A 14912-nucleotide genomic window follows, 5' to 3' on the forward strand; every position below is an offset into this window, starting at 1 on the left:
GTGTAGAAACCTCCGTGTAAGAGCCTTGGTCGCGATGGCCTAAGCCCCGGGTCATTGCGGTTGAGGACACTTACACTCCAGCTTCTAACCGCGCCAGTTCACGCTCTCTTCTTTAAAACGCGTTCACTGGGCCAGAAACCTCCGCATAAGGACCTCGACCGTAATGGCCAAAGCCCAGCCATTACGGTCGAGGCCACTTATGCTCCGGTTTCTAACCGGCCCAGTTCACGCTCTGAAAAAAGTTAAGTCCCTGGGGAACAAGGCCTTTTAGGTCTCCCTAACTTAATCCTCTAATAGAATATGCCTTGAAGCTGATATCGTCAACCGTTTCATGAAAATAATTTGTATTTTCAGTGAACAAATTGTGATTAGTTAATTTAATAATGCTGGTGCAAGAATGCCGGCTCATGGGCATTTCGCAGTTTTTTTTGTCCAGCTTGCTTTCAGAAAACTTTTTTCAGTTTCATCATGACCTTTTTTTAAAACTTGGAAAATGTGAAAATTTTCCTGCGTATTAAATCAGTTATACAAATTTATTGCATCAGGTTTAGGCATCCCATATGATAAGGATAGTAACAGAAAATTTATATCACGAAATGAGGAATTACGTATGGAAGAAGTTCCTGACGCGCAACCGCCCGCCACGGCGCACAGTATCAAGGATCTGCAGCAGCAGTTGCAGGTCCCATCCCTTGACCACGGTCTCTCCAAAGCTGAGGCCGCTGAACGTTTAAAAGTTAATGGCCCGAACGCCATTGAATCGCATCCGACGCCAAAATGGCTGATTTTTCTGCGACAGTTTAACAACCTGATCATTTATATTCTGATGATTGCCGCAATTTTGACCACGATTATTGGTGATGTCACCGATACTTCAGTCATTGTTTTGGTGATTATCGTCAACGCGATCATCGGCTACTATCAGGAAAGCAACGCCAGCGACTCGCTTGAGAAAATCAAAAAAATGCTGGCGCCTGAAGCCACTGTCTATCGGGACGGTGAGCGTCTCGACATCCCCAGTGCGGATTTAGTGGTTGGCGATGTTGTGTTCTTAGAAGCCGGCGACAATGTACCTGCCGACTTGCGCCTCGTTGATATCGACAACCTCACCATTCAAGAAGCCGTCTTGACCGGTGAGGCTAATTCTGTCATTAAGACCACTGCCACGCTGCCGGCTGATACGCCGCTTGCCGATCAAAGCAATATGGCTTTTGCTTCGACAGCCGTTGCAGGTGGTAGCGGCATCGGGATCGTGGTCGCCACTGGCCACGACACGGAATTCGGTAAAATTTCCCAAGCCGTCTCCGATGTTCGAAAGGGCCGCTCCCCGATGATGCGTGAAATTGATGGCATCGGGAAAGGCATTTCATATGCGATCATCGCCGCGGCGGTTCTGCTCTTCATTTTTGGCCTGATCATCGGCAAGTACAGTCTGCCTGTATTGGCACTCGCCATTGTCACGATGGTCGTCGGCTCGATGCCAGAAGGCTTGCCGGCCACCACCTCCGTCATCTTGGCTATGGGCGTTTCCAACATGGCCAAAAAGCAGCACGTCATCGTCAAAACCTTACCAGCCGCCGAGACTTTGGGTTCCGTTGATGTCATCTGTACCGATAAGACCGGCACGCTGACCAAAAACGAAATGACCATTACCACCATTGTCACGCCAAAGGCCACCTATGAGGTCAGCGGTTCGGGTTACACGCCGAAAGGAACCTTTACCCTTGCAGGCAAACCGATTGAGCCAACCGCCCATCCAGATTTAATTGCTTTGCTGACGGCCGGTTTTGAAGCGAACGACACCGAGCTGCATCAAGAAGACGGCCGGTATGTGATCAACGGCGAGCCCACTGATGGCGCTTTTCTCACTGCCTATTACAAAGTCTTTAAAAAGGATCCGGACAACACCGAACGCGATTTAATGCCGTTTGATTCCAACAATCGCTATATGGCCAAGTTGGCAAAGTGTGCTGACGGGAAAACCCGCTTATTCGTCAAAGGATCGCCGGAGAGGCTACTGCCCTTAGTGGTAACTGCTCATCCGGATTTCGACACCGACTATTATTTAAAGTTAACCAGTCAATTCAGTGTTCAAGGCCAGCGCGTGATTGCCGTAGCCGAAAGCATCGTCGAGCCTGACACCACCGAGATCACTCCGGCTCTTTTAGAACAAGGGCTTGATTTTCTGGGGCTCACCGCGATCATTGATCCGCCGCGTGAATCGGTCACCTCCGCGATCAAACAAATGCGGCGCGCGGGCGTTAAAGTCAAAATGATTACCGGTGATCATCCAGAAACTGCGCTGGCAATTGCACAGAAACTGGACATGGCCGATTCTCCGAAAGCCATCACCGGCGCCCAGTTAGCCGCACTATCAGATGACCAACGGCAACGGGCCATTCTGGACACCGATGTTTTTGCGCGAACCACGCCAAAAGATAAACTAACGATTGTGACCGCCTTACAGGATGCCGGCAACGTCACTGCCATGGTTGGCGACGGCGTCAATGATGCACCGGCTCTTAAAAAGTCCGATGTCGGCGTTGCTATGGGCCAATCCGGAACCGATGTCGCCAAAGATGCGGCCGACATGGTTCTGACCGACGATCGCTTTGCCCGCATGGAAACGGCGATTGCCCAAGGCCGCCGTATTTACCAAAATATCAAGAAAAGTATTCTGTTCCTGCTGCCGACATCGTTTGCGGAAGGCTTGGTGATCGTGTTCACCATTCTGACGCAACAAGCCATGCCTTTGCGTGCCAGCCAACTATTGTGGATTAACATGGTCAGCGCGATTACCATCCAATTTGTCTTCATCTTCGAACCCGCCGAAGCCGGCACGATGGATCGTCCGCCGCGAAAGAAGAATGCTTCGATGATGCACAAGCACGATGTTTTCCAGATTGCGTATGTCGCCATGATGATCGCCGGTATCGGACTGTGGGCGTTTGATTGGTTGACTGCCAACCATTTGACCGACCGCGTAACTGCCAGCACCATGATGGTCAACATGATTGTCTTGGGTAAAATCTTTTACCTCTTCAACATCCGCACAAACACCTTGGCGCTTTCCAAGAACTTCTTCAGTAACCCTATGGCGTTTGTCATCATCGCGGTCATGTTGGCTCTCCAATGCTTCTTGACTTACGTACCGTTTATGCAGGATATTTTCCAGACCGCACCTATGTCTTGGCGCGAATGGGGGTTGGCAGTTGCGGCCGGGTCTATCATCCTGATCGTCACGGAAATTGACAAAATCATTCGCATCCGTTGGGACCGGCTACATGGCCACGGTGCCTTTCCTTCTGTTTCCAAAACCAATGAATAATGTTCGGTTGACCTAAACTTTTTCTTTTCTTTTTGCGATAACAATGGTAATAATATAAGTAAGGCTTCCCTAACAAACCTTATGCGTATTCAGAAAACCCGACAAGTTGGTTCCTTATCCCCCGACTTAGCGGGTTTTTTGAGCGCTTTTTTCTTTTCAGTACCAGTGACGAGGTTGAGCACATCCGCATCGTGTCACCAAAAAATATTTCAGGCAATCCTAAATTCGGTCTTTTAAATAAAAATACAGCTGGTATACTGTAGGTGAAAAGAAGAGGAGCTGATCGTTTTGAAATTGTACCAAGGTCTCACGCAAGTCCAAATTAACGAAGAATTTGCTGGTGAAGCAAGTGGCTATAAGATTACCACGACCCTTGATAAACCGCTGAACTACGAGCCAACGATTTTGTATCAGTATTTGGATACCGTTTTAAGGCCAGGCAGCCGGCATGACCAAAATAATTTGCGTTATGTGACTGACCCAGCGTTCATCGGGGAAAATTTCGATTATCAAAGCGTTCCTTTCACCTCGCATATGACTGATTTCGATGAAAAAATGGCATTTGCACGCAAACTGGTTGCCGACCTCAACCGTCATTTGTCAGTCAACATTAAACCGGCCGACGCGGAAATCGAGTTGGTTTTTGTTGACTGAAGCAACCGCGTTACCTCCTTTCCTAGTCGCATCACGGCTTCTCTCCTGATCACTGCGGCTAAGTCATTAAGTCAAGCAGCTTAGTTGCAACAAAACACCGCCTAACTTTTTTCGTAAATTGCAAGAACAAGTTAGCCAGTCGTTGAAGGACAATCCCAGAACAGGCCGTTATCAAATAGAAGTTGTGGCGCTAGAGAGACTACTGGGCCATGCGGCGAACGCGCCGAGCTTCGGCCTCAAAGTTTTGCTGGGGTGTGCAGTAGCCCTGTTGTTTGCGAGGCAACTGATTCAAGCGGTCTTGCGTGGCCTGCACTTGACTAGGGCTAATGTCATCTAGGGACATGCCCTTAGGGAAGTCCTGGCGGATCATCCGGTTATGTGCCTCGTTGGTGCCACGGTCGCAGGACGTGTAAGGATGGGCGTAGAAGATCTCAGTTTCCGTCCCAGCAAAAGCAGTATTTAAGGCGGTGAACTCGGGTCCGTTGTCGGCTGTGATGGTCTTGATGCAAGCTCCCCATTCGCGCTTGATTCCACGCAATGCATAGCTCACAGAGTCTGCATCTCGTCCTTCGATCAAGCGGAGAAGTTGGCAACGGGTCTTGCGCTCAATCAGAGTCAAGATGACGCTCTCCTTGCCATTGCGTTTACCGACAATGGTATCCATCTCCCAGTGACCGAACTGCCTGCGTCGTTCAACGACCTTAGGCCGTTCCTCGATACTGCGGCCAGCCAGGCGCTTAGCCTTGGTGTGGTGCTGGTGAGAGGTCTTCCGCTTAGTCTTCTCCAACAGGTCGATATTTCGAATCTCTAGGCGTTGGTCGTCAATGTACTGGTACAAAGTCGAGGCACAAACAAGCTCTTCAGGAGTAAACAGCTTGTGTCGCTTGGCATAGCCGATTGAAGCATCCGGCGACCATTTGTCCTGCTTAGCTCGCTGTACGTACCAGGCTAAGAAGACCTGTACGCTGGCGAACTTGTCAGGACGATGGCAGCTCAAGCGTGCAGTCTCGTAACGTGCCTGAGCAGCCTCTGGCAGGTATTGTCGATGGTAGACGCGCTTGCCATTACTCTTCTTGACCTGATCTACTGTACCTCGCTTGATTTCATTATTAATGGTCTGCGGGCAGACGCCAATTTCAGCAGCAATCCAACGATTGGACTTCCCAGCTTGGCGGAATCCGGCCACTTTTCCGCGCTCGAGTGATGTTAAGTGCTGACCTTTTTGGCGGTGTGTGCTATCCTGTTTCTGCATCAAGACAATATCCTCTTCCATTGTTTGTGTAGGAACTTCAATGATACAGGATATCTGTTCTTGATGTTTTTTATTGTCCAAAAAATTTTGAGACAGTGGCTAACTTGATTCTAAAATGCGCGGCCTAACTTTTTCGGGTTAGGCGGCGTTTTGTTCATACAGGTATGAAAATGTTTTTAAATCTAGGTTCTACAATACGTAAAGACGGCCTTCTTGCGCAGGGATGTTACCCTCGTGAAAGGAAGCCGTCTTTGTCGTCTTATTGCGCTTTTGCGACCGTTTTCGGCAACGTCAACGCCAGTAACAAGCCGATGAGTCCCACACCGGCAAAGACAGCAAAGGTGACAACGAACCCGCCAGCATTGCTGTGCAGCGCGGTTTGCATGTTAGACAGAAGAACCGTTGCAAACATGACGCCCGCCGAACCGAACAGTTGCCGGGCGGTCGTGGTGACGGCGGTGCCATCCGCCACCAAGTCATTCGGCAAGGCGTTTGCACCAGCTGTCACTGATGGCATCATCACAAACGCATTACCGGCTTCCGTCGCCATCGCCAGCACGATAGCGCCGATTAACGGTAGGTGGTGGGCAAAAATAGCCAGCAAGCCAAAGCCGCCGGTAATCAGAACCATCCCGATCATCGCAACCAGGCGCGGCCCAAAGCGATCAAGTAGCCGACCGCTAACCGGGTTAAGCAGACTCAGTAAAACCGCTGCCGGAACCAAGGACAGTCCCGAAACCAGTGGCGACAAACCTAACAGCGTCTGAAAATACAGCGGCATTAGAATCGTCGTGACAATTAACCCGATATAGGAAATGCCGGTTAAGAACACCGCTTTGGTAAACATTCCGGTCGCAAACACGCGCATTTGCAGCATCGGTGGCTGCCGGTTTAACTGTCGGACCACGAAAATGCCTGCCGCTAAAACGCCTAGAATCAACAGGCCAACAACTCCGGCATGTAAGCCTTGTTTTGACCAAGCGCTCAAAGCGTACAACAGGATTGGAAAACTAGCAGACAAAATAAACGAAACCCAGTCCAATCGGGTTGGCGCCATCGGCATCACCGAAGCAATCGTCACCGTCGAAACTGCCAGTACCAACAGTGACACGATCAGGAAGAACAAAAACAGTGCCTGCCACGGGAACCACGTCAACAAGACGCCGGAAATAATCGGACCGACTGCCAACGCTGAGCCCATTACCAAGCCGGCGGTGCCCATCACTTTGCCACGCTCCGAATGCGGCGTAATCGTTAGCAAGACGGTCTGGAAACTGGGGAAAATTATCCCGACAGCAACTGCCTCAAGCAACCGCCCGATCATCAAAACGGTAAAATTCGGCGCCCAGATACATAGCCCGGTCCCGATCGCAAAAATCAGTTCAATCGCCTGAAATAACCGTTGAAACGGAACGTTATGCAAAAGCCACGGGCTAACCGGAATCATTAACGTCATCACCAGCATAAAACCGGTTGTCAGCCACGCGACCGTATCCGCGCCTAGGCCAAATGCCTTCATAAACGCCGGATACGCGGTACTCAAAGAAGACTGCGAAATTGACATCGAGAACGTTCCTGTCAGCAAAGTTGCCACAAACGCACCGCGATGTCTTATCGTTGAAACACTCATAACATCATCGATTTCTATTTAGTATGGTTGGAGCCTCACATTTTCATGCCCATTTTTTCATAGGACTGCATACCGCCCATCCATAATTCAGATGGCTTGACGCCGCGCTCTTTTGCCAACGCCTTCATCAACGTATCCATGTCCATCAACTTATATTCCTGTTTTGGCTTATTCGGATCAAACGTTTCGATTTGCGCCATCATGCCGCCATCTTCATGCTCGAGGATGTGGCAGTGATACATGTAAACGCCGGGCAAATCAAACCGAACCAGTAGCCGAACCGTTTCACCTGGGTTAACGCCAATGGTATCTTTGTAGCCATGCTCATTCGGATAAGGTGCGTGACCGTTACGTGACAGAACCAAAAATTGTGTGCCATGCACATGGAACGGGTGAACCATACCCGGTGCCTCATTGCTGTTAGTGACATCCCAATACTGGGCCTTGCCAATCGGTTGAGTAGCGTCAATTCGCTGCATTTCAAATTTCTTGCCGTCAATGGCGACACTTTCATCCATGCCCTGCATGACCACATGCCGAATTGGCAAAGCAGGATCCACTGCCAGCGCATTCACGGTGAATAACTTATCCGGCAACTGGGTGTGATCCGGCTCAAATGCATGAATCCGGAACTTTAAGATTGGCACGTCATCCGTGAACAGAGTCACCTCGTCGCCTTCATGATACTGACCAAAATCAACGATGACTTCATCCCGTTCAGCACAGGTCATCATCAAATGGGTCAATGAAACTGGCTCAGGCAATAATGAACCATCCCCGCCAATCTGGGTAAATGGCAGATCATCGGAAAAATGCAGACGCCATTCACGACGATTGGCACCGTTCAAAAAGCGTAACCGAACTTTTTGCGTCGTGACGTCAAAATAAGGATTAACTGTCCCGTTGATCATAACAGTCGGGCCGGCAATCCCATCAGGATCATAATCAGCGCGGTAATCCCACTGATTGTTCTCATGAAAGCGCCGATCCTGCAAAATGACCGGAATGTCATCCACGCCATAATTCCGTGGCAATGGCAGACGCTCCTCATGGTCATCTTTGACAATGACCATCGCCGCTAGTCCATGCCATACCTGCTCCGCCGTTTCCGGGCACGGATGGGCGTGCAGCCACAGCGTCGTAGCCGGTTGATCCAGCGTGAAATCAATTTGCTTACTTTCACCAGGATAAACCGGCGCGTGACAGCCGCCGTCCACATAAGGGCCACTCACATCGGCCCCATGCCAATGAAACGTTGTTACTTCAGGCAACGCATTTTTCAACGTCACGTGAACGTGCTGACCACGACGATAAACAATGGTCTGCCCCAACAAGCTGGCATTGTATCCCCAAGTTTTGGTCTTGGGTCCCGGCAGCAGTTGCGTCTCACCCGCTTCTGCCGTGACTGTGTAATAAACATCAGTTGCCGTCTCTTTGTCAGGCTTCAACAAAGGCGGTACGTTCAAGGGTTTGGCTGGCGCATCGCTTACCTCAAGCGGCACATAGCCGCCATCATGCAAGTCAAACGCCGGCTCATCAAAGAAATAGTCGGTATAGGTTTTCATCATCGGTCCCCCCTTAATTTGAATTTTAGCACTTTTTAGGGTTGCCATAAATACAATTTAGAATTAATCTAAACTAGGCGCGTATCCATCAGCGCCGTTTGGGGAACTTTTTTGAAAAAGGAGGAAATGAACATGCAAACAATGTCAAAGTCAATGGGCTGGTTCATGCTGGCCCTCAATGTCGTGTTGCTGGTGCTAATTGCTACCATGCACAACATGGCTGCGATGTGGTTAATGGGTATTATCATGTCGCTTGATGCCATCTCGGGGTTAATCTCAGCCTATCACGCTGACCGCGAAACGCATCATCAAGGCCACGCTCCGCAACATTAATGTGCCCAACCAGCTGTCCGATTTCGACCATCGATGAACCCCTCAATCAGTTATATATGTTGACACATACATATGTTAAATGCATCATGTGTTAGCAATCAAGATGAACCAGGGGGGATGAGCATGCAGCCACTTTCCATTACGAAAAAGCATGATATGACCGCAGCCCTTCGGGTTGAATACTTCTCGACGGCTTGGATGGCTTTTGAATTCATCATCGGTTTATGGTCAGGTCTTCAAGCCGGTTCGATTCTATTAATCGCGTTTGGGCTAGATAGTTTTCTTGAAATCATTTCAGGAGCAACCTTAATCTGGCGACTTAAAAAAGAAAACAGCGGCGCACCCGCAGCCGTTGTAGCCGAGGCTGAACGGCGCTCGAGTCTTGTGGTCGGCAGCGTTTTGCTACTGCTGAGTCTTTATGTGATCGGTGTTTCCGGCTTCAACCTTGTGACCCATGCTGCGGCCGAAAGCAGCTTTAGCGGGATTGGAATTGCCATTGCCTCTGTGTTGTTGATGCCGATTCTGACGTTGAAAAAACGCCATCTTGGCCAAAAGCTGGCTTCTGCAGCATTAGTCGAAGACGGCATGTGCAACATCACCTGTGCGTATATGGCCGCTACGGTTTTGCTTGGCAGTTTGTTAACCTGGCTGCTTAATTGGTGGTGGGCTGATTCAGTGGCTGCCTTGATTCTGGTTTACTTTGTTGCGAGTGAAGGTTGGGAAAGCCTACAAACGGGATTAGACCGTGATTGAATTCATGGTTCATTACCACCTCGAATCAAAATGACCTTAAAGTAACATGCCTTGAATGTTAAGACATCTTGCTTTAAGGTCGTTTTATATTCAAAAAACAATCCGCCAAACCCATTTCAGAAAAGAGCGATGACATTTATGACTGCCAACTCGTTAAAATTAGTCGAATCAGCTAAGCTTGCTGAAGCCGAACGCATTTTTAAGCTGCTGAGCAACCCGATCCGACTACAGATGTTGAAGTTACTCGAACAGCGGGAACTCAACGTCAGCAAGCTCGGCGACTTATTGGGGCTCGAACAATCGGTTGTCTCCCATCAGCTGGCACTCCTGCGTAAGCATCAGCTGGTCAGCGCCAAGCGAGTGGGCAAGGCGAATTACTACCGCTTGGACGATCCTCACATTATCACGGTGATCGACGCCATGCTCGCCCACGCCGACCACGTCGCCCGTGGTAAACGACATGGTGAGTAACAACACGCGTAGCAAGGCCCCCTTATGCCAACTAAACAGCGCCACCCGCAGATTCCTTTACGAAAATCCGCGAGCAGCGCTGTTTTTGATGCGAATCCGGCCAATTACTAGCCGACTTCACACATGAGCATGTCTCTGTACTTTATCAAAGGCTTCGAGCACTACCCCGCCAAGTCATCGTGGATCTTGTCGAGATTCCACTTCATCATCATATAATACGTGTCGCCTTGCTTGCCTTTTGCCGCAAGGGAGTCGGTGAAGATCTTGGAATAGATCGAAAGTCCGGTTTCTTTAGCTACTTTGTTCATCGACTTCGGTGAGACCGATATTTCGACGAATAAGTGTTTAACCTCTGACGCCCGGATCTTAGCCAAAACCGTTTGCATTTGCTCTGGCGTCCCTTGAGCTTCGGTGTTGATTTCCCAAATGTAGGCCGGAGTCACGTGATAAGCCTTGGAGAAGTACTTAAAAGCACCTTCTGATGTTACCAAAACGCGTTGTTTTTCCGGAATGTCCAGGAACCGTGATTGCGCCGTTTTATGCAGCTTTTGTAACTTGGCAACATACTGATCACTGTTCTTCTGATAATAATCGGCATTCTTGGCATCTTTTTCCTTAAGCACCTTGGTGATGGTCTTAACGTATTGAATCCCGTTAGCCAAATCCAGCCACGCATGCGGATCTTCTTCCTTGACGTTGGTTGTCAAATGTTCTGGTGTAACCCCGGCAATTGCGGAAAAGACGTCCTTACCAAAAGCTTTGTGTGATGTTTTTACCAGTTTTTTGAACCAGCCATTGCCACCGGTTTCGAGATTCAAGCCATTGTGGAAAACAAGATTGGCTTCGCTTGTCGCCGCCACATCGGTCGGTCGCGGTTCGTATTCATGCGGATCGGTACCGCGCTTCACAATACTATAAAGTTTGATCCGCTCACCACCGACATTTTGCACCATATCTTCGAGAATCGAGTTGGTTGTCACAACCCGTAACTTTTGGCCGGTGCTGGCAGCGTCTTTTTGCGCATTACTGCGGCTATTGACGAACCAAAATACGCCACCGATCATAACAATTAACGCGCCAACTGTGATTAAAATCTTTTTCATCGAACAATCTCCTCCGCTGTCTGAGTCGTCGCGGCTTCCTTGGTCCGCTGACGCTTGCTAAAACTAAAGAATGCCTGCTTCGGCGAGAAAATAAATGAGATAGCGAATAGGACGGCGGCTACGAGCACGATGGCCGGACCGGATGCCCAGTTTAAGGTAAAGCTGAAGTACAGGCCGGTGATAGATGAGATCACACCCACACTAGCTGCCATGATAAGCATGGTTTCGAGACGGTCAGTCCACAGAAAGGCCGTTGCTGCTGGAGTGATCAGCATCGCAACCACCAGAATGATCCCGACTGTCTGCAAGGCTGAAACTGTCACCAAAGTCAAAACAAGCATCAAGGCATAGTGAATGGCCGTGGTGTTTAACCCATACGTCTTGGCGAAGGTATTATCGAAGGACGTGATCAACAGTTCCTTATAGAACAGAACCACGAACAGGACGACGATGCCTAAGACGATCGCGGTGGTCATGATGTCGCTATCGCTAACCGCCAAAATGTTACCGAACAGAATGTGGTGTAAATTCGTGGCGCTTTCTGCCATTGAAATCAAAATGAATCCTAAGGCATAAAACGCACTGAACACAACGCCGATCGGGGTGTCGGTTTTAATCTTGCTGTTAGCGGCTACAAAACCGATTAATAAGGCGGCAATAATCCCAAACACCGACGCGCCGATCATCACGTTGACGCCCAGCATATAGGCAACCGCCACACCCGGCAGCACCGCATGGGAGATCGCATCGCCCATCAACGACATGCCGCGCAAAATAATGAAGCTACCGATCAATCCGGACATGATACCGACCATAATCGCGGTCACTAATGCGTTTTGCAGAAAGTCATACTTGCCTAACGCGTTAAAAAATTCAATCAATGAGTTCATGCGCTCGCCCCCTCCTTAGTTGCAAACAATACATTGGAAAGGTCCGCCGAGAATGCCCGTTCAATATTTCGGGCCGTATAAACTTCTTCAACCGGTCCTTCAGCAATAATGCCGTGGTTCATGACGACAAGTTCGTCAAAATAATTCGATACCTTATTCAAATCGTGATGCACGACGATTAATGTTTTACCGGCATCCCGCCACTGGTTCAGAATCGTCATGATCTCTTGCTCACTTTTCATGTCAATACCGACAAATGGTTCGTCGAGAATCATGATGTCAGCTTGCTGGACGATCGCCCGTGCAACAAAGACCCGCTGTAGCTGGCCACCGGACAACTGACTGATTTGACGTTTGGTAAATTCCTCCAATCCCACTTGTTCAAGCGCATCATAGGCTGCCTGACGTTCTTTTTTCCCGGGACTTTTCAATAAGCCCAAGCGCCCATACGTCCCGGTCAGCACCAGATCCAGAACATTAATCGGAAATGTCAGATCCAGATCTTTACGCTGTTCAACATAAGCAATGGCTTGCTGGACTTCTTTGAGTGTTTTGCCAGAAAAGTCCACTGTTCCTGATTGGACCTTGATCAAGCCCAGTATGGCTTTGATCAAGGTCGATTTACCTGCTCCGTTAGGCCCAATGATCCCGGTGATTTTGCCTGCGTTAAAATGAACGGCAACATCAGCAAACACCGGTGTGTCAGCGTAGGCAACGGTCAGGTTCTTGACTGTTAACATAAGAACCTCCAATTTTAGGGTGACCTAATTTGCTTTCATCCTTAGCTTACAGAAAGCCGCGCCTACTGACAAGTGTTTTTAAGGCATACTTAAAAAATATTGGTAACCCATTTAAAGTTATAACTCATTAACCAAATTTCTTCGTGATGACCGCTAATTAAGCTAAATTAATAAGCAATGAAATCGAATACATAAATTCATCACTATTAGCCATAAAAAAAGGCCCATGAGCAATCTCATTGATTGTTCATAGGACTATGTTTATCTCTTTGTTATTTTAAGCATTTTCACGGCTCAATGTCTCGCTAAAAGCAATGAATCTTTTCAGCGGTAAGCCACTACTACCAACTGGCTTTGCGGACACCCGGAATCTGTCCTTTGTGTGCCAACTCGCGAAAGTTGAGTCGGGAAAGGCCGAATTTACGCATATACGCATGTGGTCGGCCATCCAATGCATCACGATGGTGTAGTCGAACCGGACTCGAATCACGCGGCAATTTGCTAAGTCCGATGTAATCACCTTTTGCTTTGAGTTCCGCACGCTTCGCCGCATACTGTTGAACTAATTTTTCCTGGCGCTCGGCCTTGGCGATCTTTGATTTTTTTGCCATTCGCTTACCTCTTTCTGTTATGAAGTGACCACACTGTCATTGTTGGTTTCGCAAATTGACAGGCGTATACTTCCTTTTATCGATTCTTTTGTTGTTTGCGTTTTGCCTCATGTAAAATCTTCAAGGCGCGCTTACGGGTTTTAATGTTTGGGCTTTTCATACGCCGCCGTGCACTCGCCAAATCGGTTTTTTCCAAAATTTTTCAGCTCCTTTTAATCGTAATCATTACGCTTAAACGACGGATTTAACCTTATCATGCCGGCCTTTTTGTTGTCAATGAAATTTTGGCAGCAATTGTTTTCGGATTAGAATTTAAAAATTTTGCTTGTCAATTTGCTCAGCTTACTTTATGGTTTAAAGCGTAATTATTACGTTTTGGAAGGAAGCGGGTATTTCTGATGAAGCGATTACTTGCAGGTATCAGTGTCGTACTGCTAGCCATTTTCGGCGTAGCGTGCGGTAACAATGGTGCCGCAAAGCAATCCAGCACTAGCAACAGCAAAATTCAGGTTGTTGCCAGCGTCGATTTTTATGGTGAGGTCGCCAAAGCGGTTGGCGGTAATAAAGTTTCGGTTCAGTCGATTATCGACAATCCGGCCGTGGATCCGCATGATTATGAACCAACTACTAAAGTCGGCAAGTCAGTTGCAAAATCTGACTTAGTGGTTGCCAGCGGTATCGGCTATGACGGTTGGATGGACAAAGTCGTCAAGTCAGAAAACAAGTCGAAAAATTACTTAAAAGTTGCTGACGATCTGATGGGCAAAAAGGAAGGCGACAACGAACATATCTGGTATGATCCGCGAACCATGCCGAAGTTGGCTAATGCCTTAGCCAACAAGTTCGCCAAGAAGGACCCGGCTGACAAGGCTAAGTTCAAAGCCAACGCGAAGAAGTATATCGCTTCCTTGGATGATCTCAACGCTTTAATCAACAAACTAAAAGCTAATGCAAATGGCAAACTCGTTGACGTTTCCGAACCAGTCTTCGGCTATGCCTTGGATTACATGGGTTATAAAGTCAACGATGAACACTTCTCCAAGTCTACTGAAGACGGTACCGATTACAGTGCCAAGGATATCCACGGTATCGAAACCGACATTAAAGAAAAGAAGATTGCCTTCTTCGTTAATAACATCCAGGCATCTTCCAAGACTGTAACACGTTTGGTTAAATTAGCCGAACAGAACAATGTTCCGGTCTTAAAGGTTACCGAAACGCTGCCAAAAGGTAAAAACTACCGCACTTGGATGACAAGCCAATATGAGCAGCTTGAAAAAATCCAGGATCAGTCATCATCCAGCGCCACTTCGGTAAGCAAATAACCTCTTTCTGGCCACGAGGGTTTGCCACACTTTTTCTCCTTTACTTTTAATTTCGGCAAGACACATCCCCTGTCGAATTCGTCAATCGCTTAGCTTTGATTACATGACAAACCATAGCTCCGGGTCAAAAGCACCGGACAACCCCGGCCAGAAGGAAAGCACGCATCGTAAACGGTGCGTGCTTTTTTTGTGTGAGCGTGAGTCGGCGCGTTTAGGGGTCGGAGTGTAAGCGGCCTCAGGCGCGATGACCCGGGCTT

At 48.5% G+C, this 14912-nt stretch carries 14 protein-coding genes; 6 read left to right on the top strand and 8 right to left on the bottom strand.

The genetic code is table 11. The features are described 5' to 3' along the window. Positions 1-610: 610 nt before the first annotated feature. Positions 611-3328 carry an HAD-IC family P-type ATPase gene (locus LBCZ_RS11100; RefSeq protein ID WP_039639996.1) on the top strand — a complete coding sequence of 906 codons (2718 nt, stop codon included), beginning with the start codon at positions 611-613 and terminating at the stop codon, positions 3326-3328. A gap of 288 nt (positions 3329-3616) precedes the next feature. Continuing rightward, positions 3617-3982: a hypothetical protein gene (locus LBCZ_RS11105; protein WP_010492426.1), complete on the top strand. Its 366-nt coding sequence runs from the start codon at positions 3617-3619 to the stop codon at positions 3980-3982. A gap of 199 nt (positions 3983-4181) precedes the next feature. Here the strand turns inward: LBCZ_RS11105 and LBCZ_RS11110 are convergent, their stop codons facing one another. From LBCZ_RS11110 to LBCZ_RS11120, 3 genes are all read right to left on the bottom strand, one after another. Further along, positions 4182-5234, bottom strand: a complete 1053-nt coding sequence (locus LBCZ_RS11110; RefSeq protein ID WP_010620018.1) for an IS30 family transposase — start codon at positions 5232-5234, stop codon at positions 4182-4184. A 259-nt stretch (positions 5235-5493) separates the two neighbouring features. Then, the gene (locus tag LBCZ_RS11115) at positions 5494-6864 is read right to left on the bottom strand and encodes an MFS transporter (protein ID WP_025012867.1); all 1371 of its coding nucleotides are present in this window, start codon (positions 6862-6864) and stop codon (positions 5494-5496) included. A gap of 35 nt (positions 6865-6899) precedes the next feature. Further along, complete coding sequence (locus LBCZ_RS11120; RefSeq protein ID WP_039639994.1) at positions 6900-8429, bottom strand: multicopper oxidase family protein; 1530 nt, start codon at positions 8427-8429, stop codon at positions 6900-6902. 132 nt (positions 8430-8561) lie between these two features. On the opposite strand from LBCZ_RS11120, the gene LBCZ_RS11125 reads away from it, so the two are divergent. The 3 genes from LBCZ_RS11125 (at position 8562) to LBCZ_RS11135 (ending at position 9986) form a co-directional block, all read left to right on the top strand. After that, positions 8562-8762: a hypothetical protein gene (locus tag LBCZ_RS11125; RefSeq protein ID WP_010492431.1), complete on the top strand. Its 201-nt coding sequence runs from the start codon at positions 8562-8564 to the stop codon at positions 8760-8762. 123 nt (positions 8763-8885) lie between these two features. Further along, positions 8886-9515 carry a cation efflux transmembrane domain-containing protein gene (locus LBCZ_RS11130; RefSeq protein WP_039639992.1) on the top strand — a complete coding sequence of 210 codons (630 nt, stop codon included), beginning with the start codon at positions 8886-8888 and terminating at the stop codon, positions 9513-9515. Positions 9516-9653: 138 nt separating this feature from the next. Then, on the top strand, positions 9654-9986 hold the full coding sequence (locus LBCZ_RS11135; RefSeq protein WP_025012866.1) for an ArsR/SmtB family transcription factor: 333 nt from the start codon (positions 9654-9656) through the stop codon (positions 9984-9986). A 161-nt stretch (positions 9987-10147) separates the two neighbouring features. On the opposite strand, the gene LBCZ_RS11140 is transcribed toward LBCZ_RS11135, so the two are convergent. The 5 genes from LBCZ_RS11140 to LBCZ_RS15705 form a co-directional block, all read right to left on the bottom strand. Then, positions 10148-11089: a metal ABC transporter solute-binding protein, Zn/Mn family gene (locus LBCZ_RS11140; protein ID WP_025012865.1), complete on the bottom strand. Its 942-nt coding sequence runs from the start codon at positions 11087-11089 to the stop codon at positions 10148-10150. After that, complete coding sequence (locus LBCZ_RS11145; RefSeq protein ID WP_039639990.1) at positions 11086-11979, bottom strand: metal ABC transporter permease; 894 nt, start codon at positions 11977-11979, stop codon at positions 11086-11088. The genes LBCZ_RS11140 and LBCZ_RS11145 overlap by 4 nt, the downstream gene beginning before the upstream one ends. Continuing rightward, positions 11976-12719: a metal ABC transporter ATP-binding protein gene (locus LBCZ_RS11150; RefSeq protein WP_010492443.1), complete on the bottom strand. Its 744-nt coding sequence runs from the start codon at positions 12717-12719 to the stop codon at positions 11976-11978. Before LBCZ_RS11150 ends, LBCZ_RS11145 begins: the two co-directional genes overlap by 4 nt. A 341-nt stretch (positions 12720-13060) precedes the next feature. Then, positions 13061-13330 carry a 30S ribosomal protein S14 gene (gene rpsN, locus LBCZ_RS11155; protein WP_025012864.1) on the bottom strand — a complete coding sequence of 90 codons (270 nt, stop codon included), beginning with the start codon at positions 13328-13330 and terminating at the stop codon, positions 13061-13063. A gap of 76 nt (positions 13331-13406) precedes the next feature. Continuing rightward, a complete protein-coding gene (locus LBCZ_RS15705) occupies positions 13407-13526 on the bottom strand; it encodes a putative metal homeostasis protein (protein WP_010492447.1) in 120 nt (39 codons plus the stop codon). A 199-nt stretch (positions 13527-13725) separates the two neighbouring features. On the opposite strand from LBCZ_RS15705, the gene LBCZ_RS11165 reads away from it, so the two are divergent. Continuing rightward, positions 13726-14655 carry a metal ABC transporter solute-binding protein, Zn/Mn family gene (locus LBCZ_RS11165; RefSeq protein WP_025012863.1) on the top strand — a complete coding sequence of 310 codons (930 nt, stop codon included), beginning with the start codon at positions 13726-13728 and terminating at the stop codon, positions 14653-14655. Positions 14656-14912: the final 257 nt, after the last annotated feature.

The organism is Lacticaseibacillus casei DSM 20011 = JCM 1134 = ATCC 393 (genome assembly GCF_000829055.1).
Classification (GTDB): Bacteria; Bacillota; Bacilli; order Lactobacillales; family Lactobacillaceae; genus Lacticaseibacillus; species Lacticaseibacillus casei.